The organism is Paracoccus albicereus, assembly GCF_024359525.1.
Classification (GTDB): domain Bacteria; phylum Pseudomonadota; class Alphaproteobacteria; order Rhodobacterales; family Rhodobacteraceae; genus Paracoccus; species Paracoccus albicereus.
Genome location: NZ_JAKZEU010000008.1, coordinates 59,205 through 84,992, shown reverse-complemented (window position 1 = coordinate 84,992; position 25,788 = coordinate 59,205). Strand labels below are relative to the sequence as shown.

The 25,788-nt window shown below is 66.1% G+C and carries 22 protein-coding genes and 1 riboswitch; of the genes, 18 read left to right on the top strand and 4 right to left on the bottom strand.

Going from position 1 to position 25,788, the window contains the following annotated elements:
- The first annotated feature begins 31 nt into the window (after nucleotides 1-31).
- From MLD63_RS17145 to MLD63_RS17065, 17 genes are all read left to right on the top strand, one after another.
- On the top strand, nucleotides 32-469 hold the full coding sequence (locus MLD63_RS17145; protein ID WP_255331130.1) for a thioredoxin fold domain-containing protein: 438 nt from the start codon (nucleotides 32-34) through the stop codon (nucleotides 467-469).
- A gap of 125 nt (nucleotides 470-594) precedes the next feature.
- Nucleotides 595-882 carry an ArsR/SmtB family transcription factor gene (locus MLD63_RS17140; protein WP_255331146.1) on the top strand — a complete coding sequence of 96 codons (288 nt, stop codon included), beginning with the start codon at nucleotides 595-597 and terminating at the stop codon, nucleotides 880-882.
- A 54-nt stretch (nucleotides 883-936) separates the two neighbouring features.
- On the top strand, nucleotides 937-1,977 hold the full coding sequence (locus tag MLD63_RS17135) for a YeeE/YedE family protein (RefSeq protein WP_255331129.1): 1,041 nt from the start codon (nucleotides 937-939) through the stop codon (nucleotides 1,975-1,977).
- A gap of 27 nt (nucleotides 1,978-2,004) precedes the next feature.
- Nucleotides 2,005-3,765 carry a SulP family inorganic anion transporter gene (locus MLD63_RS17130; protein ID WP_255331128.1) on the top strand — a complete coding sequence of 587 codons (1,761 nt, stop codon included), beginning with the start codon at nucleotides 2,005-2,007 and terminating at the stop codon, nucleotides 3,763-3,765.
- A gap of 86 nt (nucleotides 3,766-3,851) precedes the next feature.
- Nucleotides 3,852-5,327 carry a sensor histidine kinase gene (locus tag MLD63_RS17125; protein ID WP_255331127.1) on the top strand — a complete coding sequence of 492 codons (1,476 nt, stop codon included), beginning with the start codon at nucleotides 3,852-3,854 and terminating at the stop codon, nucleotides 5,325-5,327.
- Complete coding sequence (locus MLD63_RS17120) at nucleotides 5,324-5,971, top strand: response regulator (RefSeq protein ID WP_255331126.1); 648 nt, start codon at nucleotides 5,324-5,326, stop codon at nucleotides 5,969-5,971. Before MLD63_RS17125 ends, MLD63_RS17120 begins: the two co-directional genes overlap by 4 nt.
- Nucleotides 5,972-6,097: 126 nt before the next feature.
- Nucleotides 6,098-6,334, top strand: a complete 237-nt coding sequence (locus tag MLD63_RS17115) for a hypothetical protein (RefSeq protein WP_255331125.1) — start codon at nucleotides 6,098-6,100, stop codon at nucleotides 6,332-6,334.
- A 108-nt stretch (nucleotides 6,335-6,442) separates the two neighbouring features.
- A riboswitch (cobalamin riboswitch) is annotated at nucleotides 6,443-6,664 on the top strand.
- Between the two features lie 119 nt (nucleotides 6,665-6,783).
- Nucleotides 6,784-7,086 carry a hypothetical protein gene (locus tag MLD63_RS17110; protein WP_255331124.1) on the top strand — a complete coding sequence of 101 codons (303 nt, stop codon included), beginning with the start codon at nucleotides 6,784-6,786 and terminating at the stop codon, nucleotides 7,084-7,086.
- 109 nt (nucleotides 7,087-7,195) lie between these two features.
- The gene (locus MLD63_RS17105; protein ID WP_255331123.1) at nucleotides 7,196-8,242 is read left to right on the top strand and encodes a homocysteine S-methyltransferase family protein; all 1,047 of its coding nucleotides are present in this window, start codon (nucleotides 7,196-7,198) and stop codon (nucleotides 8,240-8,242) included.
- Nucleotides 8,239-10,968, top strand: coding sequence for a methionine synthase (gene metH, locus MLD63_RS17100; RefSeq protein ID WP_255331122.1), 2,730 nt, complete (start codon nucleotides 8,239-8,241; stop codon nucleotides 10,966-10,968). The genes MLD63_RS17105 and metH overlap by 4 nt, the downstream gene beginning before the upstream one ends.
- Nucleotides 10,969-11,077: 109 nt before the next feature.
- On the top strand, nucleotides 11,078-12,169 hold the full coding sequence (locus MLD63_RS17095) for a 5-methyltetrahydropteroyltriglutamate--homocysteine S-methyltransferase (protein ID WP_255331121.1): 1,092 nt from the start codon (nucleotides 11,078-11,080) through the stop codon (nucleotides 12,167-12,169).
- A gap of 113 nt (nucleotides 12,170-12,282) precedes the next feature.
- On the top strand, nucleotides 12,283-13,098 hold the full coding sequence (locus MLD63_RS17090; protein ID WP_255331120.1) for a quinoprotein dehydrogenase-associated SoxYZ-like carrier: 816 nt from the start codon (nucleotides 12,283-12,285) through the stop codon (nucleotides 13,096-13,098).
- A gap of 108 nt (nucleotides 13,099-13,206) precedes the next feature.
- The gene (locus MLD63_RS17085; protein ID WP_255331119.1) at nucleotides 13,207-13,953 is read left to right on the top strand and encodes a GntR family transcriptional regulator; all 747 of its coding nucleotides are present in this window, start codon (nucleotides 13,207-13,209) and stop codon (nucleotides 13,951-13,953) included.
- The gene (locus MLD63_RS17080) at nucleotides 13,950-14,924 is read left to right on the top strand and encodes a TRAP transporter substrate-binding protein (protein WP_255331118.1); all 975 of its coding nucleotides are present in this window, start codon (nucleotides 13,950-13,952) and stop codon (nucleotides 14,922-14,924) included. Before MLD63_RS17085 ends, MLD63_RS17080 begins: the two co-directional genes overlap by 4 nt.
- A 78-nt stretch (nucleotides 14,925-15,002) precedes the next feature.
- Nucleotides 15,003-15,515, top strand: a complete 513-nt coding sequence (locus MLD63_RS17075) for a TRAP transporter small permease (protein ID WP_255331117.1) — start codon at nucleotides 15,003-15,005, stop codon at nucleotides 15,513-15,515.
- A 4-nt stretch (nucleotides 15,516-15,519) separates the two neighbouring features.
- Nucleotides 15,520-16,797: a TRAP transporter large permease gene (locus MLD63_RS17070; protein WP_255331116.1), complete on the top strand. Its 1,278-nt coding sequence runs from the start codon at nucleotides 15,520-15,522 to the stop codon at nucleotides 16,795-16,797.
- Between the two features lie 20 nt (nucleotides 16,798-16,817).
- Nucleotides 16,818-17,873, top strand: a complete 1,056-nt coding sequence (locus tag MLD63_RS17065; RefSeq protein WP_255331115.1) for an L-idonate 5-dehydrogenase — start codon at nucleotides 16,818-16,820, stop codon at nucleotides 17,871-17,873.
- Nucleotides 17,874-17,911: 38 nt separating this feature from the next.
- Here MLD63_RS17065 and MLD63_RS17060 read toward each other — a convergent pair whose 3' ends face one another.
- A complete protein-coding gene (locus MLD63_RS17060; RefSeq protein ID WP_255331114.1) occupies nucleotides 17,912-20,605 on the bottom strand; it encodes a cation:proton antiporter in 2,694 nt (897 codons plus the stop codon).
- A 219-nt stretch (nucleotides 20,606-20,824) separates the two neighbouring features.
- Here MLD63_RS17060 and MLD63_RS17055 point away from each other — a divergent pair, with 219 nt between their 5' ends.
- On the top strand, nucleotides 20,825-21,526 hold the full coding sequence (locus MLD63_RS17055; RefSeq protein ID WP_255331113.1) for a 5-formyltetrahydrofolate cyclo-ligase: 702 nt from the start codon (nucleotides 20,825-20,827) through the stop codon (nucleotides 21,524-21,526).
- Nucleotides 21,527-21,538: 12 nt separating this feature from the next.
- Here MLD63_RS17055 and MLD63_RS17050 read toward each other — a convergent pair whose 3' ends face one another.
- The 3 genes from MLD63_RS17050 to MLD63_RS17040 are packed head-to-tail and all read right to left on the bottom strand — an operon-like array spanning nucleotide 21,539 to nucleotide 25,787.
- Entirely contained in the window at nucleotides 21,539-23,422 is a 1,884-nt protein-coding gene (locus MLD63_RS17050) for a bifunctional sugar phosphate isomerase/epimerase/4-hydroxyphenylpyruvate dioxygenase family protein (RefSeq protein ID WP_255331112.1), read from the bottom strand.
- Nucleotides 23,419-24,270, bottom strand: coding sequence for a shikimate dehydrogenase family protein (locus tag MLD63_RS17045; RefSeq protein ID WP_255331111.1), 852 nt, complete (start codon nucleotides 24,268-24,270; stop codon nucleotides 23,419-23,421). The genes MLD63_RS17050 and MLD63_RS17045 overlap by 4 nt, the downstream gene beginning before the upstream one ends.
- Nucleotides 24,267-25,787, bottom strand: coding sequence for a tripartite tricarboxylate transporter permease (locus tag MLD63_RS17040; protein WP_255331110.1), 1,521 nt, complete (start codon nucleotides 25,785-25,787; stop codon nucleotides 24,267-24,269). Before MLD63_RS17040 ends, MLD63_RS17045 begins: the two co-directional genes overlap by 4 nt.
- Nucleotide 25,788: the final 1 nt, after the last annotated feature.

Sequence of the window (25,788 nt, the reverse complement as noted above, 5' to 3'; positions counted from 1 at the left end):
CAAAGAATTAGATAGAACCGCGTCCGCGTCAATGATCCCTCTGCTGCGAAACCTGCTTCTGCCGATCCTGCTCGTTCTTTCGGGCGGAACTGGCATGGCCGTTGCCGATCAGGCACCGACCGCACCCGAGCAGGTGATCGAACTGCTGATGTTCGAACAGGCAGGCTGCATCTATTGCCGGCGTTGGGATCAGGACGTGTCCGAGGCCTATCCGAAAACCGCCGAAGGCCGGGCCGCGCCGCTGCGCCGGATCGACATCCACGATCCGCTGCCCGACGATGTCACGGTCGAATCGCCGCCGATCCTGACGCCAACCTTCGTGCTGGCCCGCGACGGGACCGAAATCGCGCGGATCGAAGGCTATCCGGGTGAGGACTTTTTCTGGCCTCTCCTGGACGAAATGTTGACAGATGCGGGTGTTTCCGTAGCAGAGAGCCCCAACGCAGCCCAAAGGGACACATCGCCCTGATGATACGCGCGACCCGAATCCTGCCGTTTTTCGCCGCCGAGACCGGCGCCGGCTACGGCTCTGCCGCGACGGCGGCCCGGCTTCCCGTCTTCGACGAGAACCTGTCCGATTCCGAACTGGACCGGATGGCCCGACAGGCTTGCGACGCGGCCGATTTCCTCAAGGCGATCAGCCACGAAGGACGCCTGATGATCCTGTGCCATCTGGCAACGGGAGAGAAGTCCGTAGGAGAGCTTGAGCGGCTGTTGTCCGCGCGGCAGGCGGCCGTGTCCCAGCAATTGTCGCGCCTGCGGCTGGAGGGCCTGGTCGAGCCGCGCCGCGACGGCAAGACGATCTATTACAGTCTGGCCGACGACCGGCCGCGTCGGATCATCGAACTGGTCTACGAGCTGTTCTGCCAGCCGGGCCGCTGACACGGTCGAAGCGCAGAGGCGCGCGGGAGACGCGCCGTGCAAGGGAGGATGCGGATGCTCGACCTATCGGGCGACAGCATGGCGCTGGCCGGCATCGGCCTGGCGGGGGGCCTGGTGCTGGGCTTCGCGGCCCGGGTCGGGCGGTTCTGCACGCTGGGCGCGATCGAGGATTTCCACTATGGCGGATCGACCACCCGCGCGCGGATGTGGGCGGTCGCTTTGGGCGTCGCGATCCTGACGCTGGTCGCGGCCGAGGCGGCGGGCCTGTTCGATCCGGCTTCCGCCATCTACCTGTCACTGCCGCCCAGCTACCCGGCCGCCGCGCTGGGCGGTCTGATCTTCGGCCTGGGCATGGCGCTGGCAGGCAATTGCGGTTACGGCGCGCTGGCCCGGCTGGGCGGGGGCGCGCTGCGGTCCTTCGTCATCGTCGTCGTCATGGGGCTTAGCGCGATGGCGATGGTGTCGGGCCCCTTCGGCCCCCTGCGCGCGGCGTTCCAGGAAGCGACGACGTTCGGCGGGCCCGCGCGTCTGACCGACGGGTTGGCCCTCGCGACAGGGATCACGCCGGCGATCTTCGCCCTCATCGCTGGCACAGCCCTGCTTGCCCTTGGCATCTGGCGCGCGGACGGCCTGCGGGTCATGTGGGGCGTGCCGGTGGGCCTTGCCGTCGCCTCGGGCTTCGTCGGGTCCGACCTGATCTCGCAGGCGGCGCTGATGGACGCGCCTTCGGTTTCGCACAGTTTCGCCGTGCCGCTGGGCGACACACTGCTTTACGTCATGCTTGCAACCGGCATCCAGCCGAGCTTCGGCATCGGCTCGGTCCTCGGCGTCGTTCTGGGCGCTTTCGCGGGCAGCCGCTGGCAGGGGCGCTTCCGCTGGGAAGCGTGCGACGACGGCCGGGAATTGCGCCGCCAGATCGGCGGCGCCGCGCTGATGGGCGCGGGCGCTGTTCTGGCCTTCGGCTGCAGTGTCGGTCAGGGCCTGTCCGCCGCCTCGGTCATGGCCGCGACCGCGCCGGTGACGATGGCCGGCATCTGGCTGGGCGCGGTGCTGGGCCTGCGGCTGCTGATCGAGGGGCGCATCGCCAGCATCTGACCACCCGTTCGCCGAACCGACAGGACCATGACCGGATTGCGCCGATACGTCCCGATCCTGAACTGGGGCCGCGCCTATACGCGGCAGGCCTTTGCCAACGACATGATCGCGGCGGTGATCGTGACGATCATGCTGATCCCGCAATCGCTGGCCTATGCACTGCTGGCGGGCCTTCCGCCCGAGGCGGGGATCTATGCCTCGATCATGCCGATCCTGCTTTACGCCATCTTCGGGACCAGTCGGACGCTGGCGGTCGGCCCGGTCGCGGTCGTCTCGCTGCTGACCGCATCGGCCATCGGGCAGGTCGCGGATCAGGGAACGGCAGGCTACGCCGCAGCCGCGTTGACGCTGGCCTTCCTGTCGGGCGGGATCCTGCTGCTGATGGGCGTGTTCCGGCTGGGCTTTCTGGCCAATTTCCTCAGCCACCCTGTCATTGCGGGCTTCATCACCGCGTCCGGCATCCTGATCGCCGTCAGCCAGCTGCGCCATATCCTCGGCATCCCCGGCGGCGGCCACACCCTGCCCGAGATGCTGGCTTCGCTGGCCGGCAATCTCGGACAGGCAAACGCGCTCACGCTGATCATCGGCGTGTCGGCGACCGCATTCCTGTTCTGGGTCCGCAAGAACCTGAAGCCCGCCCTGCTTCGGCTGGGCCTCCCGCCTCTGACGGCCGACCTGCTGTCGCGTGCCGGTCCGGTCGCGGCGGTCGCCGCGACCACGCTTGCGGTATGGGGGATGTCGCTTGACGAGCGCGGCGTGGCGATCGTGGGCACGGTTCCGCAAAGCCTGCCGCCGCTGACCATGCCGGACTTCGCGCCCGATCTGGTTGCTGCCCTGATCGGACCGGCGGCGCTGATTTCCATCATCGGCTTCGTCGAATCGATGTCGGTCGCGCAGACGCTGGCAGCCAAGCGACGACAACGGATCGACCCGGATCAGGAGTTGATCGGACTTGGTGCCGCCAATCTGGGCGCAGCCTTCACTGGCGGCTATCCCGTCACCGGCGGCTTCGCGCGGTCCGTGGTGAATTACGATGCCGGGGCGGAAACGCCGGCGGCCGGCGCCTTCACCGCGATGGGTCTTGCCATCGCCGCCGTCGCGCTGACACCGCTGGTCCACGACCTGCCCAATGCGACGCTGGCCGCGACCATCATCGTCGCGGTGCTCAGCCTCGTTGATCTGTCGATCCTGCAGAAGACCTGGCGCTACAGCCGTGCCGATTTCGTCGCCGTCGCCGCGACGATCCTGCTGACGCTGGGCGCGGGCGTCGAGATCGGAGTGGCGGCGGGCGTGGCGCTGTCGGTGCTGCTGCATCTGTTCAAGACCTCGCGCCCCCACGTGGCCGAGGTCGGTCTGGTGCCGGGCACCCAGCATTTCCGCAACATCCATCGCCACGACGTCGAAACCGACCCCGCGATCCTGACGCTGCGCGTGGATGAGAGCCTGTATTTCGTCAATGTCCGGTTCCTGCAGGACCTGATCCAGGCCCGCGTCACCAGCGGCTGCGCGATCCGCCATGTCGTGCTGATGTTCTCGGCGGTGAACGCTGTCGATTATTCGGCGCTGGAAAGCCTCGAGGCGATCGACCAGCGACTGCGCGACATGGGCGTGTCGCTGCATCTGTCCGAGGTCAAGGGCCCGGTCATGGACCGCCTGCGCGGGACGCACTTCCTCGATAGGCTCAGCGGAAGGGTGTTCCTGTCGCAATACGATGCCTGGCGGCACCTGAGCGCGGACGGTGCGACGGCAGGCGATCACGGTGTCGCTGGCGCGGCCGGTCTGGCGTGATGCGGTGGAACACGCCGCAAAATACACGTTGACCCCAAGGCCCGCACCTCGATTATTCGGACGATCCTTGCCGATGAGAAGACGCCGTGACCCAGGGGGCGATACCGGTACCGAAGCGTGATCTGCGTCAGTCCGATGACCGGCGCCGTGGTCTGGCTGCGTTGCGCGGTCGCGGCGTCGATGCGCTGCGCTGGTTCCGCGCCCTGCCCCTTCACCTTCGTTTCGCACTGGTCGGCGGGCTGGTCAGCCTGATCGGAATGTCGGTCATCGGCGCCTTCGTCAGCAGCCGGATCGAGAATGGCGTCGTCCGCAATTCCGCGATCTCCGCCGCGATCTACATGGAAAGCTTCATCGCGCCGCTGTCGCAGGACCTGGCAGAGGATCAGACGCTGTCCCCCGCAAGCATCGCGCGGCTGAACGCGGTCCTGACCCAGCCGCCCGTCGCGGACGAGATCCTGTCCGTGAAGATCTGGAAGTCGGGCGGTGTCATCGCCTACGCGAACGACAAGGACCTGATCGGCCAGCGGTTCGAGCCGACGGATGATCTGACCCGCGCGTGGCAGGGTGATCTGCTGGCAGGCTTCGATGAGCTGGACGACGACGAATCCGAAGGAGAGCGCGCCTTGGGTGTCCCGCTGCTGGAGGTCTACAATCCGATCCACTCGATCGGGACGGGCGAGATCATCGCCGTGGCCGAATTCTACCAGAACGCCACCGAGCTTGAGCGTGATCTGGCGCGCGCACGACTGACATCCTGGGCGGTCATCGCCTGCGTTTCGCTGGCCACGTTCTTCGCGCTGTTCGGGATCGTGCGTGCCGGCCACCGCACCATCGAGGCGCAGCGCAGCGAACTGCAGACACGGATGTGCCAGCTTTCCGACGTGTCCCAGACCAATGTCGAGCTGCGGCAGCGCATCCAGCATTCCGCCGAGCAGTTCGCGACGCATAACGAACAGCACCTGCGAAGGGTCGGCGCCGAACTGCATGACGGGCCGGCGCAGGCGCTGGCCTTCGCGCAGATGCGGATCGGCGCATGGAAGGATCGCAGCGACGGACCGGCCGAGGCGACGCAGATCCTGGGCGCGCTTGGCGAGGCGCTGGACGACATCCGAAGCCTCGCGCGCGGCATGGTGCTGCCGGCGCTGGAAGGCGGTTCGGTCGCCGAAACGATCCAGCGGGCGGCGAACGCCCATTCCGCGCGCACGATGACCACCGTCGATCTGGACGGAAATGACGACGACGCTGCCGATCGTCGGCCCGAACTTGCCCACCTGATCTGCATCTATCGCTTCGTGCAGGAGGGGCTGGCCAATGCCTGGCGCCACGGCGGCGCGACGGACCAGCGCGTGGCCTGGACGATCGAGGGCGACGCGCTGACCGTCACGGTATCCGATGCCGGTCCGGGCTTCGATCCGGACGCGAACGCGGCAAGCGACCGTATCGGGCTGCACGGGCTGCGCGAGCGGCTGCAAAGCGTGGGCGGGCGGTTCGACGTGGACAGCGCCCCCGGTCGCGGAACAAGGATCACGATGCATCTTGAACTGGGACACGGCGCGGCATGACCGACAGCATCAGCGTTCTGATCGCCGACGATCATCCGATGTTCCGCGGCGGCGTCGCCCGGTCACTGGTCGAGGCGGGCGGATTCGAGATCGTGGCCGAATGCGGCTCGGCCGCAGAGGCCGTGGCCGCCGCCCATGACACGATGCCGGATGTCGCGCTTCTGGACGTGTCGATGCCGGGCGGCGGGATCGAGGCCGCCGCCGCGATCAGCCGGCAACTGCCGGCGGTGAAGGTCGTCATGCTGACCGTGTCCGAACAGAACGACGATCTGGTGGCGGCGATCAAGTCCGGTGCGTTGGGCTATGTGCTGAAGGGTGTGGACCCGGACACACTGATCGATGCGATCCGCAGCGTGCGCTCGGGTGGCAGCTACGTCTCGCCCAGTCTCGCCCGGCACGTGCTGCTGTCGATGGGCACGACGCAGGCGGGCGGCGGAAAGTCTGCGGACCCGGTGTCCGATCTGACCGCGCGCGAGGAACAGATCCTGCGGCTGGTCGGACAAGGCGCGTCCAATCGCGAGATCGGAGAAAAGCTCGACCTGCGCGAGGCGACGGTCAAGCACTACATGACCAACATCCTGCAGAAACTGCATGTCCGGAACCGGGTCGAGGCGGCGCTGATCGCGCGGGAAAAGGGTCTGTAGGATTCGCGCGAAAGTCGGACCGACTTTGGTGCCGAATTTCGCCCGACCATCGGGTCTGCCGCGAACCTTGGCTTTGTCAGAGAGTGAATGGGCAAGACAGACACCCAACATTCTGGAGATTAACCCATGAAATCCCTGATCGCTTCGGCCGCTGCCGCCGCGCTTCTGACTGCCGCCGCGCCGGCCTTTGCCTATACCGGCGAGATGGGGGCAAGCGCCGTCGCCTCGACGGCGTCGATCATGCTGCCCACCGACAAGATTGTGGAAAAGCGTGGTCGCGGCGGGCGCAGCAAGCCGCGCATTCCCGGCGGCTCGGGCTGCGACGACCCGCGCGACATCATCGAACATCCCCAGTGCCGCTGACCGTCCCGTCAACGTGACCAGCACCCCCCGGCCGCCCGGCCGGGGGTTTTCCGCGTCCGACGGGCCGCCTGCAGCGACGTTTTGCGGTCGACAAGGTTCAGCCCCCTGTGCCACGCTCATCATGATGGTGCCCGGCTTTGATCGAGTCGGGTGAAAAGGGAATGCGGTGCGGGACCCGATCGGTCCCAAATCCGCAACTGCCCCCGCAACTGTAAGCGGCGAGCGACCCCGATCCGCACCACTGGGCCCGACCCCGCAGGGCAGCCCGGGAAGGTGTCGGGGAAGCGACGACCCGCGAGTCAGGAGACCTGCCATCTCCGGTGCATTGCTTGCGCCGCAGTCACCTTGATCCCGGGCGGGGTGCCTCGGGCCGGAGAGACCGGGATGCACGACGCGCCTTTCGAGATCACCGCTGCCCGACGCTCCTTCCCCCTTGCGCGGAGGGCGCGATGCTTCTGGAACGGACGATCCGACAACTTCACATAGGTCCGGTCACGCCGGCACGGGCGCAGGAGATGGGCCATCTGGGCTATCTGCAATGGCTGGGCGCGCTGCGCGGAACAGCCGATTACCGGCGAGAGGTCGCGCGCGCGCTGACCGTGGCACGTCCGATGGCGGCCGCCTCGCCCGCCGTGGCGATCTTCTGCGACCTGCTTGAACGCTCGGCCCAGACACCGATCGCCCCTCTGCCCCTGTCACTGCCGCCGCGGCAGCGGCGCGGGGGTGCGCGCGCCCGACGAGCTGCGATCTGAAACAAGGACCGGATAATGAGCGTCACTCATGATCTGGGCGAAAACCATTCAATTTTATTCATCGCGCTCTCACCCTATGGTGCCGGTCTCTCAGACCGGACCATCGACCATGCTGAATTTCGCGCTGCCCGACGCCCCCTGTCTTCCGATCCTCCGCGGCCTTGCGGCCGAGCGGATCCTGATCCTCGATGGCGCGATGGGCACGATGATCCAGACGCTGGACATGAGCGAAGAGGATTTCACCGCGCAGGGCCACATCCACGGTGCCGGGTGCCGGCATACGACCGATCATCCCCAAAAGGGCAACAACGACCTGCTGGTGCTGACGCAGCCGCAGGCGGTCGAGGATATTCAACTGCAATTCGCGCTGGCGGGGGCCGATATTCTTGAGACCAACACCTTTTCATCCACCACCATCGCGCAGGCCGATTACGGGCTGGAAGCGGCGGTCCACGATCTGAACGTGGCGGGGGCGCAGGTGGCGCGGCGGGCAGCGGATCGCGCGACGGCGCAGGATGGCAAGCCCCGCTTCGTCGCCGGTGCGGTCGGGCCAACCAACCGCACAGCCTCGATCAGCCCGAACGTGAACGATCCCGGCTATCGCGCGGTCAGCTTCGACGATCTGCGCATCGCTTACGGTCAGCAGATCGATGGGCTGATCGCGGGCGGCGCCGATCTGATCCTGATCGAGACGATCTTCGACACGCTGAACGCGAAGGCGGCGATCTTCGCGGCCCAGGAAGCCTTCGCGCGGGCCGGCCGGCGGCTGCCGATCATGATTTCGGGCACCATCACCGATGCGTCGGGGCGGACGCTGTCTGGCCAGACGCCGACCGCCTTCTGGCATTCGGTGGCCCATGCAAGGCCGTTCACCGTCGGGCTGAACTGCGCGCTTGGCGCCGCCGCGATGCGCCCGCACATGGCCGAGATCGCGGGCGTCGCGACCGCGCTGACCTGCGCCTATCCGAATGCGGGCCTGCCCAACGCCTTTGGCCAGTACGATGAGACGCCGGACCAGACCGCCGCGCAGGTGGCGGAGTTCGCGCGCGACGGGATCGTCAATGTCGTCGGCGGCTGCTGTGGCACCACACCTGACCATATCCGCGCCATGGCCGACGCCGTGGCGGGCTTCGCCCCGCGCGAGGTGGCCGCATGAGCCGTTACCTGCGCCTTTCGGGTCTGGAGCCGTTCGTCCTGACCCCGGACATTCCGTTCGTGAACGTGGGTGAGCGGACGAACGTCACCGGCTCCGCCCGCTTCCGCAAGCTGATCGTGAACCGCGACTATGTCGCCGCGCTGGAGGTCGCGCGTGATCAGGTCGAGAACGGCGCCCAGATCATCGACGTAAACATGGACGAAGGGTTGATCGATTCCCGCAAGGCGATGGTCGAATTCCTGAACCTCGTCGCGTCCGAACCCGACATCGCCCGCGTCCCGGTGATGATCGACAGCTCACGCTGGGAAGTGATCGAGGCCGGGCTCCAATGCGTGCAGGGCAAGCCGGTCGTCAACTCGATCAGCCTGAAGGAAGGCGAGGACGCCTTCCGCCACCACGCGGGTCGTTGCCGGGCCTACGGTGCGGCGGTGGTGGTGATGGCCTTCGACGAGACCGGCCAGGCCGACACGTTCCAGCGCAAGACGGACATCTGCGCCCGCGCCTATCGCATTCTCGTCGACGAGGTCGGCTTTCCGCCCGAAGACATCATCTTCGATCCCAACATCTTCGCCGTGGCGACAGGGATAGAGGAGCATGACAATTACGGCGTCGATTTCATCGAGGCGACGCGCTGGATCCGCACGAACCTGCCGCATGCCCATGTCTCGGGCGGGGTCTCGAACCTGTCGTTCAGCTTTCGCGGCAATGAGACGGTGCGCGAGGCGATGCACGCGGTCTTCCTGTTCCACGCCATCGCCGCCGGAATGGACATGGGCATCGTCAACGCGGGCCAGCTTGCGGTCTATGACCAGATCGATGCGGATCTGCGCGAGGCGTGCGAGGACGTCGTCCTGAACCGCGCGCCGAAGGCCGGCGGCACCGCGACGGAGCGGCTGCTGGAGATCGCCGAGCGGTTCCGGGGCGACAAGCGCGAGGAAAAGGTCCGCGACCTCGCCTGGCGCGAATGGCCGGTGGAAAAGCGTCTGGAACACGCGCTGGTCAACGGCATCACCGAATTCATCGAGGCCGATACCGAAGCCGCGCGCGCCGCCGCCGAACGTCCGCTGCACGTCATCGAAGGACCGCTGATGGCCGGAATGAATGTCGTCGGCGACCTGTTCGGCGCAGGCAAGATGTTCCTGCCGCAGGTGGTGAAATCGGCGCGCGTGATGAAACAGGCGGTCGCCGTCCTGCTGCCCTACATGGAAGAGGAAAAGCGCCTGTCGGGCGGCGAGGGCCGCCAATCCGCTGGCAAGGTGCTGATGGCGACGGTGAAGGGCGATGTCCACGACATCGGCAAGAACATCGTCGGCGTTGTGCTGGCCTGCAACAACTACGAGATCGTCGATCTGGGCGTGATGGTGCCGCCGCAGAAGATCCTGTCCGTCGCGCGCGAAGAGAAGGTCGATATCATCGGCCTGTCCGGGCTGATCACCCCGTCGCTGGACGAAATGGTGCATCTGGCATCAGAGATGGAGCGCGAGGGGTTCGATATTCCGCTGCTGATCGGTGGTGCCACGACCTCGAAGGTTCATACGGCGGTCAAGATCTCGCCCCGCTACGCTAAGGGGCAGACGGTCTATGTCACCGACGCCAGCCGCGCGGTCGGCGTGGTCGGTGCGCTGCTGAACCCCGCGTCGAAGCCCGATTACGTCGAGCGCATCCGCGCCGAATACACCGACGTGGCCGAACGGCACGAACGGGGCGAGCGTGAAAAGCAGCGCCTGCCGCTGGCCAGGGCGCGCGCGAATGCCCTGACGCTCGACTGGGACGCGTATGCGCCGCCACCGCCCAGCTTCACCGGCGCGCGCGCCCTGCCCGACTGGGACTTGGCCCAGATCGCGCGCTACATCGACTGGACGCCGTTCTTCCAGACCTGGGAGATGCGGGGCGTCTATCCCAAGATCCTCGACGACGAAAAGCAGGGCGTGGCCGCACGGGCGCTGTTCGACGATGCACAGGCGATGCTGCAGCGGATCATCGCGGAGCGCTGGTTCACGCCGCGCGCGGTGGTCGGCTTCTGGCCCGCCAACACGGTGGGCGACGATATCCGGCTTTACACCGGCGCCGACCGGACGAGGACGCTCGCCACGCTGCACACGCTGCGCCAGCAGACATGGAAGCGCGGCGACCGCCCGAATGTCGCGCTGTCGGATTTCGTCGCGCCCGAGGGCAAGGGCGCCGATCACGTCGGCGGCTTCGTCGTCACCGCGGGACCGGAAGAGATCGACATCGCGGACAGGCTCGACCGCGCGAACGACAATTACAGCGCGATCCTCGTCAAGGCGCTGGCCGACCGCTTTGTCGAGGCGATGGCCGAGATGCTGCACGAGAAGGTGCGGCGAGAATACTGGGGCTATGCATCGGACGAGGCTTTCGATCCGCAGGCCCTGATCGGCGAGCCCTATCGCGGAATCCGCCCTGCCCCCGGCTACCCCGCACAGCCCGACCACACGGAAAAGCCGACGCTGTTCCGGCTGCTCGATGCAGAGGCCGCGACCGGCGTCAGCCTGACCGAAAGCATGGCGATGTGGCCGGGATCGTCTGTCTCGGGCCTCTATATCGGCCATCCCGACAGCTATTATTTCGGCGTCGGCAAGGTCGAACGCGACCAGGTCGAGGATTACGCCCGCCGCAAGGGCATGTCGGTCGAAGAGACCGAACGCTGGCTGGCGCCCGTCTTGAACTACACCGCAGGGCGGGCCGCGTCCCGCGCCGCCGCCTGAGGCAACCGTGTCGCCGGACAGGCGTTGCCCCCTGCAACTTCGCTTTCGTCCGCATCAGCGGGCAGCCTTGGGCGGTCAGCGACCGCCACCTGACGAGAAGGATCACTTGATGAAACCGATGTTCCGCGCCGATCATGTCGGCAGCCTGCTTCGCCCCGCGCCCATCGCCAAGGCGCGCGCCGAAGGCAAGACAGGTGCCGCTCTGCGGCAGATCGAAGATGCCGAAATCCCCGCCTTGATCGCGATGCAGGAGGATGTCGGACTGAAGGTCGTGACGGACGGCGAGGCGCGTCGCGCCTACTGGCACTACGATTACATGGGGATGCTGGACGGGCTGGAAATCTTCGAAAGCGGCGGTGACGCGCTTGGCTTCAAGGGTGCGACGATCTCGCTTCTGCCGCGCATCACCGGACCGCTGGGCTTCCCGGCCGATCACCCGATGCTGGACCATTTCCGCTTTGTCGCGAACCACACCAAGGTCACGCCGAAGATTTCGATCCCCGGCCCCTCGGCGGTGCATTTCCGCGTGACGCCCGAAAACATCGATCACGAACCCTACCGCGATCCCGAAGCCTTCATGGCGGCCATCGCCGCCTGCTACCGCGATGCCGTCGCGGGCTTCTACGCCGCCGGTTGCCGCTACCTTCAGTTGGACGACATCTTCTTCGCCTATCTGGGCGACGAGAAGCAGCGCGAGATCCGTCGCGGGATGGGTCAGGACCCGGACTGGCTGATCGACCGCTATGCCTGGATGCTGGAAGAGGCGATCAAGGACCGTCCCGCCGACATGACGATCGGGATGCACATGTGCCGGGGCAACTTCAAATCGACCTTCGTGGCGACCGGCGGTTACGACGCCGCAGCGGACGCGATCTTCAACCGCACCTCGGTCGATGTCTATTTCATGGAATACGATACCGAGCGCGCAGGCGGGCTGGAGCCGCTGGGCCTGTTGCCCAAGGGCAGCAAGCGTGTCCTTCCCGGCTTCATCACGACGAAGACGGCCGAGCTTGAAGACATGGACATGCTGAAACGCCGCTTCGACGAGGCGTCGAAATTCGTGTCGATGGACCAGTTGGGCATCGCGCCGCAATGCGGTTTCGCCTCGACCGAGCATGGCAACGCGATCACGCCCGACGATCAGCGCCGCAAGCTGGACCTGGTCGTCCGCCTGGCCGACGAGCTTTGGGGCGACGCCTGATCCAATGCGGTGGTGGCCCCGACCGACAGGCCGGGCCACCGCCTTTCGGCTGAATTGCGGGACCTTCATGCTCATCGTAAGCTGCGGCCAGTTTCAGCCGTGGGAGGATGGCGATGAAGCGGTATGTCCTGTCGATCTGCACCGCCCTTGCGGCCGGTCCGGCCTTCGCCGAAGACAACGGAGTTTGGGACGGGATCAGCGCTGCGCTTTACGACACGCAGCCGCTTCTGAACGGCGATGGCGTGATCGCCGTCGATGCGCCCTACCGGACAGCCGACGACACCCGCGCCGCCTTGGGCGCCAGCGTCGCAGTGCCTTCCGGCACGATGCTGCGCGAGGTTTATCTGGTTCTCGACAACAACCCGATGCCGGTTTCGGCTGTGTTCACGTTCGACCAGCCGCTTCAGCGCTTCCAGTTCGATGTGACCATGCGGGTGAACGGACCGACGCCCATGCATATCGTCGCACGAACGGAAGACGGCCGGCTGTTCGTGAACGAGGCGTTCGTGAAGACGACCGGGACGGGATCGTGCTCGGCCCCGCCGGGAACGGACCCGGTTCTGGCGTTGAAGACGCTGGGTCGGATGAAGGTGGCGCTGGACGGGGCGGTCACGCCGTTCGGCAGCGGGGCGGATGCGCTGCACCTGTCGGCGCCCCTGAACTTGATCGCAGTCGATATCGACCACCCGTCGCATTCGGGCATGCAGCGCGATCAGACGACGCTGCTGACGACACCGATGCGCTATGTCGAAACGGTGGATGTCGGCCTGAACGGCGCGGATTACCTTGCGCTGACGGGCTCGATCTCGCTGGCCGAAAATCCACGGCTGCGCTTTTCTATTCCTGCAGACGCACATTCCGCCACGGTTCGGATGACCGATACGGACGGGACCGTCAGCGAGATCGAAGCGATCCTGACAGGGTCCTGATCGCACCCTCATTTCCCGGCCACGGTTGAAACCGGAAGACGGCTCCGCACGACCCCTTCCAAGCTTGTATGGCAGTATGGTAGGAGGGCGGCGGAGGAGCGCGAATCGATGCTGGAGAGCCTGAACATCGCATTGCCTACGATCGACCAGACCCGGCCGATCGCGCCGCAGCTGCATCGACGCCTGCGTGAACGCATCATCCGCAACGAGTTGCGCGCCAATCAGAAGATTTCCGAAAGCGAGATCGCCGAGCAATACGGGGTCAGCCGCCAGCCCGTGCGCGAAGCCTTCATTCGTCTGGCCGAGGAAAGCCTTGTCGCGATCCTGCCGCAGCGCGGGACGCGGGTCCGCCCGATCGCGCTTTCCGCGGTCAGGGACGCGCGATTCATCCGCGAGGCGATCGAGGCCGACATCGTCACCCTGCTGGCGCAACGTCCAGATCCGCTGTGGCTGGCCGAGCTTCGCCGCCTGCTGGACGAGCAACGCCATATCGCCGCCACCCATCCGCAGGCCTTCATCGCGGCGGACGAGGACTTTCACCGCACGCTGTCCAGTGCCGCCGGAAAGTCCGGCATCTGGCAGCGGGTTCAGGGCCTGAAATCACAGATGGACCGCGTGCGCTTCCTGTCGCTGGAGCGGTTCGACGTCTTCAAGCTGGTTGTCCAGCACGAGGCGATCGTGGACGGGATCGCGATCGGCGATCCGGCTGCCGCGGAAAGCGCGATGCGTCTGCATCTGCGCGAGATCCTGAAGGATCTGCCCATCATCGCGACGGAAAATCCCGATGTCTTCGACGAACCGTCCGAGGACGTCGAAGACCGTGTCATCCATTTCCAAGGAGGAGAGAGATCATGAAACTCACCGCAACATTGACCGCCATCGCCGCGCTGGCCGCGCTGGCCACGCCGCTTGCAGCGCAGGAACGCACGTTGCAGCTTGGCCATCTGGCGAACGAGGACAATTCGTGGCACCAGGCATCGCTGCGCTTTGCTGAAGAGGTCGCAACCCGGACCGACGGCCGGATCGCCGTCGAGGTCTTCCCCAATGAATCGCTGGGCAAGGAAATCGACCTGATCAACGGGATGCAGCTTGGCACCGTCGACATGACCATCACCGGTGAGTCGCTGCAGAACTGGGCGCCGATGGCCTCGCTGTTGGCCGTCCCCTACGCCTACAGCTCGCTCGAGCAGATGGACGAGGTCGCGAGCGGCGAGATCGGCGACCAGATCGAAGAGCAGATCATCGCGAACGCCCAGATCCGTCCGCTGGCCTATTTCGCCCGCGGCGCGCGCGAACTGACCTCGAACCGCCCGATCGAGACTCCCGCCGACCTGCAGGGTCTGCGGATGCGCGTTCCGAACGTGCCGCTGTTCGTGGACGTGTGGTCCGCGCTTGGCGCGCAGCCGACGCCGATGGCGTTTTCCGAGGTCTTCACCTCGCTTCAGAACGGCACGATCGACGCGCAGGAAAACCCTCTGGCGCTGATCCGCTCGGCCAGCCTGTCCGAGGTGCAGAGCCATGTGAACCTGACTGATCACGTCCGGTCGTGGATCTATCTGACGATCTCGGAACAGACCTGGAGCCAGCTGTCGGAAGAAGATCAGCAGGCGATCCAGGAAGCCTCAGCCGCCGCGCAGGAATACGAGCGTGAACTGTTCCTGAAAAGCGAAGAGGCCGATCGCGCCTATCTCGAGGAACAGGGCATGACCTTCGTCGAGGTCGATCAGGCGGCCTTCGCCGAAGCGGCGCGCGATGCGGTCCTGTCCAGCGTGGGCGAGGATATCCGCCCCACCGTCGAACAGCTTTTCGCCCAGCAGGCGGAATAATCGACGACGACGTCATTGCCGCCGAAGGGCTGTCCCTTCGGCGGTGCCCTGCCCCGCTCAACGCCGGAGATGCGGATCATGCGGTTCGTGCAAACTCTTGAAACCATCGTCACGGCCGTGTTCCGGCTTCTTGTCGGGCTGGCCTTCTTGGTACTGATCGGCGCGGTCCTGATGCAGGTCGTGGGTCGCCTGAGCGGCGCTTCGCCCGTCTGGACCGAAGAGCTTAGCCGCTTCGCGCTGCTCTACCTGGCCGCAATCGGAGCGGGGCTGGCGCTGCGCAGCGGCGATCTGGTCAATGTCGACATCGTGTGCGAGGCGCTGCCCGAACGGGTCTCGTGGGTCCTGCGCCTGATTTCTGCCCTGCTGGTTGCGGGAATCGGCCTCTACCTGCTTCCGATGGCGTGGCAGTTCACGCGCATCGGCCATATCCAGACGTCGCCCGCCCTTGGCCTTCGCATGAGCTTCGTCCATGCGACCATGTTCGTGATGCTGGCGCTTCTGGCCTTCTTCGCCATTCTGCGCGTGGTCGGGATGCTGACCGGCGCCGAAGATGGGCGAGCCAACAATTTCGACCTTCCGCAAGAGGATTGAGCCGATGGACGTGACGATCCTTTTCGCGGTCTTCATCGCCGGACTGGTGATCGGTGTGCCGGTCGCCGTGACGCTGGGCCTGTCATCCTTGGCCTATATCCTGGTCTCTGGGCTGAACCCGGTGGCGATCCCGCAGAAGATGTATGCGGGCATCGACGTCTTCGTTCTGCTGTCGATCCCCGGCTTCATCCTTGCCGGTAACCTGATGAACCGCGGCGGCATCACCAACCGCATCATCCGCTTCGCCTCGGCCCTGGTCGGATGGGTGCGCGGCGGGCTTGGCCTGACCAACATCGCAGCCTCGATGCTGTTCGGCGGCGTGACCGGAACGGCCGTGGCCGATGCGGCCTCGATCGGCGGCGTGATGATCCCCGGCATGAAGAAGGCCGGCTATCCCGGTGATTTCTCTGCCGCGGTGACCGCAGCCTCGTCCACGGTCGGGCCGATCATCCCGCCCTCGGTCCCGATGATCATCGTCGGCTCGCTTGCCGGGCTTTCGGTCGGGCAGATGTTCGTCGCGGGCGCGATCCCCGGCATCCTGATGGGCCTTGCGATGATGGTCACAGCCTATGTCATCGCGCGGCGCCGCAACTTCCCGCGTCAGGAATGGCAGGGCTGGGCCGAGGTCGTCTCATCCTTCGGGTCGGCGTCCTGGGCGCTTGCCATGACCGCGCTCATCATCTACGGGCTGTTGTCCGGTCTGGCGACACCGACCGAAACCGCGATCGTGGCCAGCATCTATGCGCTGGTCGTCGGCGGGCTGATCTACCGCGAGCTTCCCTGGCGCGCCGTCCCCCGCATCGTGATCGACAGCGCCGTCGCGTCGGCCGGTATTCTGGCCCTGGTGGGTTTCGCCAACGTCTTCGGCTGGATCCTCGTGTCAGAGCGCATCCCGCAGATGATCGCCGATGGGGTTCTGTCCATTTCCGACAACCCGATCTTCGTCATCCTGATCATCAACCTGCTGCTGCTGTTCGTCGGCATGTTCATGGAAACGATCGCGGCGCTGATCATCCTGTTCGTGCCGCTGCTGCAACTGGCGACGGCCGTCGGGATCGACCCGATCCACTTCGCGACCTTCGCGGTCCTGAACCTGATGATCGGCCTGACCACGCCGCCGGTCGGCGTGTGCCTGTTCGTCTGTGCCGGGATCGCACGCCTGCCCCTGGCGCCGGTCGTCCGCGCGATCCTGCCGTTCCTTGCGACCAACATCCTTGTCCTGCTGGCCGTCAGCTACATCCCTGCCCTGTCGACCTGGCTGCCCAGCCTCGTCGCGAAATGACATCGACCATCGGAGCGACCATGACCACCGACGACATCCGCGTTTGCAGGCTTCACGAACAGGGCGATCTGCGGATCGAGACCCTTCGGGCGACGCCGCCCGGACCCGGACAGGTAAGCGTGGCAATCGGCGCGGGCGGGATCTGCGGATCGGACCTGCATTACTGGCACCACGGCGGCATCGGCACGATCCGCGTCCGCGAACCGATCATCCTGGGGCACGAGGCTGCGGGTTATGTCGTCGCCCTTGGCGAAGGCGTCAGCGATCTGGCCGAGGGTGATCTGGTCGCGGTCAATCCCAGCCATCCCTGCGGCGAGTGCAAGTTCTGCCGGGGCGATCTGCCAAACCAGTGCCTGCAGATGCGCTTTCTCGGCTCGGCGATGTATCTGCCCCATGCGCAGGGGCTGTTTCGCGACAGGGTGACGATCGGCGCCGCGCAGTGCCACCGGCTGCCGGGCGACGTGTCGGTGGCCGAGGCAGCCTGCGCCGAACCGCTGGCCGTCTGCCTGCATGCGGCGCGGCTTGCCGGTCCGCTGGCGGGGCAGCGCGTGCTGGTCACCGGCGCGGGTCCGATCGGCGCCTTCGTGACCGCGATCGCCCGTGCGGAAGGTGCGGCAGAGATCGTCACGACCGATCTTCAGGACCTGCCGCTGGACGTCGCGCGCCGGATGGGTGCCCACCGGACGGTGAATGTCGGGGCAGATCCCACGGGCCTGGATGAATGGAAGCGCGACAAGGGCCAGTTCGACATCGTCTTCGAATGTTCGGCCGCCGCGCCGGCGATCAACCAGGCGCTGGAATGTCTGCGCCCCCGCGGAAGGCTGATCCAGATCGGATCGGGCGGACCGACGCCGCTGTCGCTGAACCAGATCGTCGGCAAAGAGATCCAGTTCCACGGCTCTTTCCGCTTCGATGTCGAGTTCGCGGAAGCCGTCGAGGCGATCGGCACGCGTCGCATCGACGTGCGCCCCGCCATCACCGGCGACTGGCCCATGGATGAGGCCGAAGCCGCCTTTGCCGCCGCCGCCGACCGCACCCGTTCCGTCAAGGTCCATCTGCGCTTCGACGGACGCTGACCCCGCACTCAGATCTGGGTCGCGCTTTCGGTGGGGGTTTAGCGGACGTCATCGCCGCGCTGTCGGGCCTTGTCTCCGTCGTCACCGGAAGCGGCCTTGTCTGACGCTTCAACGGCGTGGGGCAAATGCCCGGCGAGACCGTCTTTCCCAGGCTCGTCGGCTTTGCGGTCTGTCGCCGCCACGCCGGTCTTGGCCTTCGCGGGACCCTTGGCCTCTGCCGGACGCTTGACCTCCACATCGGCGAACAAAGCTTCCGGATCGATCCCGCGCTTTGCCGCGCTGGCGCGCGCGGCATCCTGCAGCGCCTTGCTGCGGTCCAGCAGGCGGCGGAAGCGGATTTCGTCAAGCACCAGCAGCGTGGATGGAGCGATCGCCCGGACTTCTGCCCGACGGGCCTTTCGCATCAGGATGGCCATCTGGCCGAACATCTCACCCCGACCGAGCCGCCAGGTCTGGCCCGCGACCTCCAGTTCGACCGCACCCGAGGCGATGAAGAACACGCTGCGGGCGGCACTGTCCTTGCGAATGATCACGTCGCCCGCATTGATGTAGCGGGTCTGCAGCGCACGCCCGAGCGGTTTCAGCGCCACATCGTCGATCTCTGCAAACAAAGGGAATTGCCGGACCAGTTCGGCCCGCTGCAGCGCGATGTCGAGATGCGGCCGTTCTTCCGCGGCGGCGCGGCGCGCATCAAGATCCTGCATCAGCGCCGTGTAGACCTCGGCCCCGATCAGCCCGTCCTCTCGCATCGTGGTGTATTCACGCTCTTCCAACCGCAGCGCGGTGCGGCGGATGAACCGCCGTTCCAGTTCTTCGGCGTAGCCCGGATATTGCAGGCGCAAGCCTTCCAGCGCGGTTTCCACCATCTCGATCCGGCGGGCGAGCAGCTCGTGCAGCAGCTCAGCTACGCGCCGTCCGTGAATGCGGCGGATGCGTCCATCGATGAAGGCACCCAGATCACGCAGGATCAGGCGCTGCGACAGAAGCAGCTCGAACCGGTCGGCGGTCATGCGCGCCAGCGGCCCGGCCAGGCGAAGACGGCTGTTCAGCAGCACCGCGATCCGAAATCCGCGACCATAAGCGACGCTGCGACGCGCCGCCCGGTTGTAGCCGTTCCGCCCCTGCGTGCGGGCGCCCTCGATCAGCCGGTCTGCATCCGAAACGACCTGTTCGGCCATGCGCGCGGAAATGGTGCGTTCGCGCACCCGCGCAAGGATGGTGCCCCGTTCGTGGCCCGCCAGTGCGATCAGTCCCAGCGTCACACGGTCTCGGTCGAGGATGTCGGCACTTTCCTCGGCCGCCTTGACCTGAGCGTCCAGCCTTTCGCCGAAACGCTTGGCTTCCGCGCGAACGGTGTCGCGGTTCAGCTCGTAGTTCTCGGTGGTGCGGGCCACATCCTCGCGCACGGTCTGCAGCGACACGGCGACGACCTGCCGCGACAACGCCTCGTCGATCGGCGACAGGCGATCGAGCCCCAGCTTGCCGATCACCCAACGCAGCGTGGTCCCCTGCACCATCAGGGTAAACAGCGTGAAGCCGGTGGCCAGGATGCCAACGACCCGCTGGATCCCGTCGGGAACGCGGAAGCTTTCGGTCACGGCCAGCGCCAGTGCCAGCGTCACCGCCCCGCGCAGGCCGCCCCACAGGATCGCGGCGCGATAGGGCCGCTCGACCGCAGGCGACAGTTTCAGCACCGTCAGCAGCGGCAGCAGGCCGAACAGGATGACAGCCCGCGCCGCGATGGCGGCCAGGATCACCACGCCGACCAGTGCAAGGTCCGCGAACCGCACCTCCTCCAGCAGGCGCGGGATCAGAAGGGCTGCCAGAATGAAGATCAGAGCCCCCGCCCAATGCGCCAGGACGTCCCACAGCTCTCGCAGGTTCGTCCAGGCCTGCGGCGGCAGCCGCCCCGGCCCGGTCAGGTTCAGCGTCAACCCGGCCGCCACGACGGCGATGACACCGGATGCACCGATGCTTTGTTCTGCCCCGATATAGGCGAGATAGGGCAGCGCGACCGAGATGGAGATCTGCGCCAGTTCGTGCCGACTGAACAGCGCCATGACCCAGATCGCAGCGCGCGCGGCAAGCCAGCCGACCAGCGCACCGCCCGCGATCAGCAAGGGGAAACGGGCCAGCGCCTCGCCCAGGCCCGGATCGGGCATCCCCAGCATCACGAAGCCCATGAACATCCCGAAAAGCGCGATCGCCGCGGCATCGTTCAGCAGGCTTTCGCCCTCGATGATCCGCGCCAACCGCCGCGGGGCCGAGATCGACCGGAAGATGGTGACGACCGCCGACGGGTCGGTCGTGGACACGATCGCGCCGATCAACAGGCAGGCCGCAAGCGGCAGCGCGCTGACCCATGCCAGCGCGTACCCGACGCTGAGCGTCGCGACCACCACCGCAACGACGGCGAGAACCAGGATCGGCACCCAGTCGTCCAGCATCCGGCGCAGGTTCATCCCCAGCGTTGCCTGGAACAGCAGCGTCGGCAGGAAGACGTAAAGAAACACGTTGGACCGGATCGGCAGGCCCAGGATCGCCTCGGCCACCGGGTTCAGCGCATCGGTCAGATCGGTGCGCAGGAAGAAGATCGCCCCTGCCCCGATCAGGACACCCAGCACGGCCAGGATCACGCTGTAGGGCAGTCGCAGACGCGCAGCCAGCGGCTCTGCCGCGCCGATGACCAGAAACAGCGACGCGATGACCGTCGTGATGAGAACGATATCCATGACCCTGACCTAACCGAATTTTCCGTCGCGGCAAGCTGGCGGCAATGACGATCGCGAGGGTGCGCAAGGCAGGCTCTGGATCGGTCACGGATCCATCGATCGCGCGGATCGTTTGACCCAAGACAAGGCACGGAACGTGCGTTGCTGACAGGATCGGCATCCCGGTAGGGTCACAGAGATCGCGCCCTGCGCCGCGCGTGACGTATGGGAAGGAACATCATGACGCAGAACGATGAACCGAAACGCCGCTTTGCTTCGTCGCCATGCATGGCGTCTGGCGTCGCGGATGGTGGGACCGCCCCTGTCGTCGGCGATGATGAAAGCGCACGCGACGTCGCAGACTGGCGCAAGGATGAGCGCACGCGGCTTCGCGCCGAGCGGCTTGCAATGAGCGTCGAGTCGCGAAAGGCCGCGGCGCACGCTCTGGCAGATCAGCTCCACAGCTTTCTTGAGCGTTCCTGCGGCGCGATGCGCGGCCGTGTGTTTTCAGCCTACTGGCCCATCAAGGGCGAGCCAGACCTGCGTCCGTTGATGCGCGACCTGCACGATGCGGGCGTCACGGTCGCGCTTCCGCTGGTCGAGGTGAAGCAGGCCCCGCTGGTCTTTCGTCGCTGGACGCCCGACACGCGCATGGTCCGCGGTGACTGGAACATTCCCGTTCCGCCCCCGGAAGCAGAGGTGCTGACACCCGAGGTGACCCTTGCCCCGCTTGTCGGTTGGGACCGTGATGGCTATCGTCTCGGCTATGGCGGCGGCTATTTCGACCGCACGCTGGCCGCCCTGACGCCGCGCCCCTTTGCCATCGGCATCGGCCTGCAGGCAGCGGAAATCGCGACGATCCACCCCCAGACTCATGACATCCGTCTTGATGCGATCCTCGCCGAGGAAGGGGTGCAAGTCGTACGTAGGGCCGCGATCTGACCCGACGCCGGATCACCGGCTGGGAACGCCCTTGCCGCGCATCTGGCGCTTCTGGGCGGCGATGCGGAACGGGGCGTTCGGCGCGCCGTAGCCCTGATAACCCGGACCGCGCTGGACCAGTTCGAAGAAGAAGCCGCCGGCGAAGGCGCGCGAATAGCATTGGAAGAACTCGCCATCCGCATCGCGGTCGTAAAGGATGCAGCGGTCCCGCATCTTGTCCAGAAGCCCTTCGGGAAGATCGAAGCGGGCAGCCAGATCATCATAATAGTTCTGCGGCATTGGCAAGGGCGTGAACCCCCGTTTCGCCAACGCCTCAAGCGTCGCGAAGATGTCGTCGGTCGCCAGCGCAAGGTGCTGGACCGAGGCGCCGAAGGTCTCTGCCAGAAAGCTTCCCGCCAGGGTCCGGTGACTGTCGGCGCCGTTCAGCGTGATCCGCATGCGGCCATCGGTGCTGGCGATCACCTGGCTGCGCACCAGCCCGTCCGGATCGAACACATCGACCATCGACGACTTTCTCGTCTCGAAAAGCGCGCTGTAGAACAGGGTCCACGACAGCATGTCCTCATAGCTCATGGTCTGGGCGATGTGATCGACCCGTGTGAGGCCCGCACCCGACGGTGCCGAGCCGACGCCGAATTCCTGCGCCCAGACCTGGGCCAGATCCGCCCCCGGATCGATGAAATGCAGCACCGATCCTGACAGCCCGCGCACGGCCGGGATGTCCACCTCCCCCGGCCCCAGCGGTTGCGCGAACGGCTCGGTGCCCAATGCGCCGGCGCGGTCCAGAACGGCCTGCGCGTCGCCGACCGCAAGCCCGATATCACAGACGGTCGTGCCGCGTGAAATCCAGGCGCTGGCGGCATGGCCGGTCGTCTCTTCGTTCAGGACGATCCGGATATCGCCCTGCTGGAACAGGGCGACCTTCTTGTTGCGATGCTGGCCGGTCCGTTCGAACCCGAGGGTTCCCAGAAGCGCTTCGAGCGCACGGGCATCCTCATCGCGGCTTGCGAATTCGACGAAGGCCACGCCCTCCGGTTTCTGCCGCGGGGGGATGGGTGGCAGATCAAGCTGCAGGGCCGGTTCCGCCCGGCGCACGTCATCCATCACCGCGACGAGCGAGCGGTACCCATCGCGGGCGACCTGCCGTGTCGAGCCCCCGCGAAACTGATCGTTGAAAATCTCCAGGCTGACCGGTCCGCCATAGCCCGTTGCCATCACCGCCTGCAGAAATTCGGGCACGGGCAGATCACCCTCGCCCGGCATGCAGCGGAAATGGCGCGACCAGTACAGCAGGTCCATCTCGATCGCAGGCGCATCGGCCAGCTGGACGAAGAAGATCCGGTCGCCGGGAATCCGCCGGATCGTGTCGGGATCGATCTTGCGCGCCAGCGTGTGGAAACTGTCGAGGACCAGCCCGACGCTGTCATGGCCCGCGCGCCGGACGATTTCCCATGCGTCGCGGTGATCATCGACATGCCGGCCCCAGGCCAGCGCCTCGTACCCGATGCGTAGCCCGCGTGCCGCCGCCCGCTCACCCAGTTCATGAAAGTCTGCCGCGGCCCGGTCGATCCCGCCCAGGCTTTCGGGATGCACGCTCGAGCAGACCAGGATCAGGTCCGTCCCCAGTTCCTGCATCAGGTCGAACTTGCGCTCTGCCCGGTCAAACGCTTTCGCCCTCAGCGGCTCAGGCAGACCCTCGAAATCGCGGAACGGCTGGAACAGCGTGATCTCGAGCCCGTGGTCGCGCACCATCCGGCCCACATCGGCGGGACTGCCGTCGTAGGCAATGAAATCCTGTTCGAATATCTCTATCCCGTCAAAGCGTGCCGCGGCGATCGCCTCGCACTTTTCCTGCAGATTGCCCGAAAGCGATACCGTGGCGATCGAGGTCTTCATGCCGTCACGTCCTCTGTCCTCAGGTCGTTGCGAAGCGTCTCTCTGTCGAGCGGCAGGTCCGCGAAATGCTTCCATGCATGGACGCCCTGCCAGAAAAACAGCTCCCAGCCCGAGATGACGGCCAGCCCCGCCGATGCGGCGTCCGTCAGAAAGGTCGTGTCGGCGGGGGTATAGACCGCATCGAAGGCCCAGGCAGCACCCGCCATTGCCTCGGCCGCCAGCGGCGTTCCGGGATAGCCGTCCATGCCGACCGGCGTGCAGTTGATCAGCCCGTCCGCGTCTTCCGCCGCCGCTTCGGCCGATGTCCCGGTGCCGACCTTGACTGCTGGTGCGATTGCGCGGATCGCCCCGGCCAGATGGTCGGCCTTGGCGATGTCGCGATCGACAAGCCGCAATTCGCTGACGCCCAGGGCCACCAACCCGAAGGCCACCGCGCGTCCGACCCCGCCTGTGCCGATCATCAGGACTGAACCCGGTGACGTGTCCGGACGAGCGGCGCGATAGGCCGCCACGAAGCCGGTGTAATCCGTCGAGGTTCCGACCGGACCACCCTCTTCGAAAATCACCGTGTTGACCGATCCCATCGCCCTGACCAGCGGGTCGTCGATCCGAACCATCGGGGCGACCCGTTCCTTGTAGGGATAGGTGATGTTGAGCCCACGATACCCGCCCGATCTTGCACCGGCGAACACCTCTTCGAAGCTTTTGCCCATGTCGGGTGGCACCAGCCGGTCATAGCGCACCTCGACCCCGTTCTGACGCCCGGCGAGGCGGTGCAGTCGCGGCGACTGCGACCGCGTGATGTTGTCGCCGATGAGGCCGAGAAGGAGCTTCCGATTGACGCTCATTGATCCGTCGCCTTTTCCTTGCGGGCGGCATGGCGGGCCTTGATCCGGGTCCAGAGCGGCGTCTGCGACACGAAGATCAGGATGACCGCGATGAACAGGGTCAGCGACAGCGGGCTTGTCACGATACCCCAGAAGAAGCGGCCCAGATCCTCGCGTTCCGATATGATCGCGCGCCGCCAATTGTCGTCCAGCAGCCGCGACAGGATCACGCCCAGGATGATCGGACCCAACGGGTAGCCGTAAAGCCGCATGAAATAACCCAGCACCCCGAAGGCCAGCATCCAGTAGACGTCGGTGATCGAGTTGTTGACGGCATAGGCGCCGACGATCGAGAGCAGCATGATCAGCGGGATCAGAACCGCGCGAGGCATCTCAACGATCTTGGTGAAAAGCTTGATGCCGGTCAGGCCGAAGATCAGCATGAAGAAGTTCGCGACCACCAGCGCGCCGACGATGAACCAGAACATGTCGGGCTGGTCGATCATCAGCATCGGGCCGGGGTTCAGGCCGTGGATGAACAGCGCGCCGATCATGATCGCGGTCACCGCGTCGCCGGGAATACCCAGCGTCATCATCGGAATGAACGCCCCGCCGACGGCGGCGTTGTTGGCGGTTTCGGGCGCCACCAACCCCTCGATCGCGCCCTTGCCGAAGGGCCGTTCGGGCTTGCGGGTCACGCGCTTGGCGTGATCGTAAGCCATCAGCGCCGCGATATCGCCGCCGGTGCCCGGAAGTGCGCCGATGATGACCCCGATCGTCGAGGTCTGCAGCGACAGCGGCAGATGCTTGCGGATGGTGCCGAAGCTCGGGACGATGCGGTTGATCTTCTGCTTGATCGCGGGCGTATCAAGGTGATGGATCTGCGCCAGCGCCTCGGAGACACCGAACATGCCGATCATCACCGCGATGAACGAAATGCCCGATTGCAGCAGCGGCAGGTCGTAGGTGAAGCGCCCGGTGAAGGTCAGCGGGTCCATTCCGACCAGGCCGATCAGGATGCCCAGCGCGCCCGAGAAGATGCCCTTGACCAGGCTTTCACCCGACAGCGAGCCGACCAACAGAATGCCGAGAACGGCCAGCAGCATGTAGTCGCGCGGCTGGAAGCCAAGCGCAAAGTCCGACACGGTCGGCGCGGCCAGCGCCAAGACGGCGATGCCGATGAAGCCGCCGAAGAAGGACATGACGGTGGTGATCCCGATCGCCTCGCCAGCCTCGCCGCGCTGCGCCATCGGATAGCCGTCCATCGCCGTCGCGATCGCGGAGGGCGCGCCGGGGATGTTCAGCAGGATCGCGGTCCGCGAACCGCCATAGACGCCGCCCATGAAGATGCCGATCATCAGCGCGATGGCCGGATAGACGTCCCAGGAGAAGGTAAACGAGATCAGGATCGACACGGCCATGGTGACGGACAGGCCGGGGATCGCGCCGATGTAGACCCCGGCGAAGGTTCCGACCGCGACCAGCGCCAGCAGTTCGGGATTTGCGAAGACCGTGAAGAAGGCGGAAAGCGCGTCCATC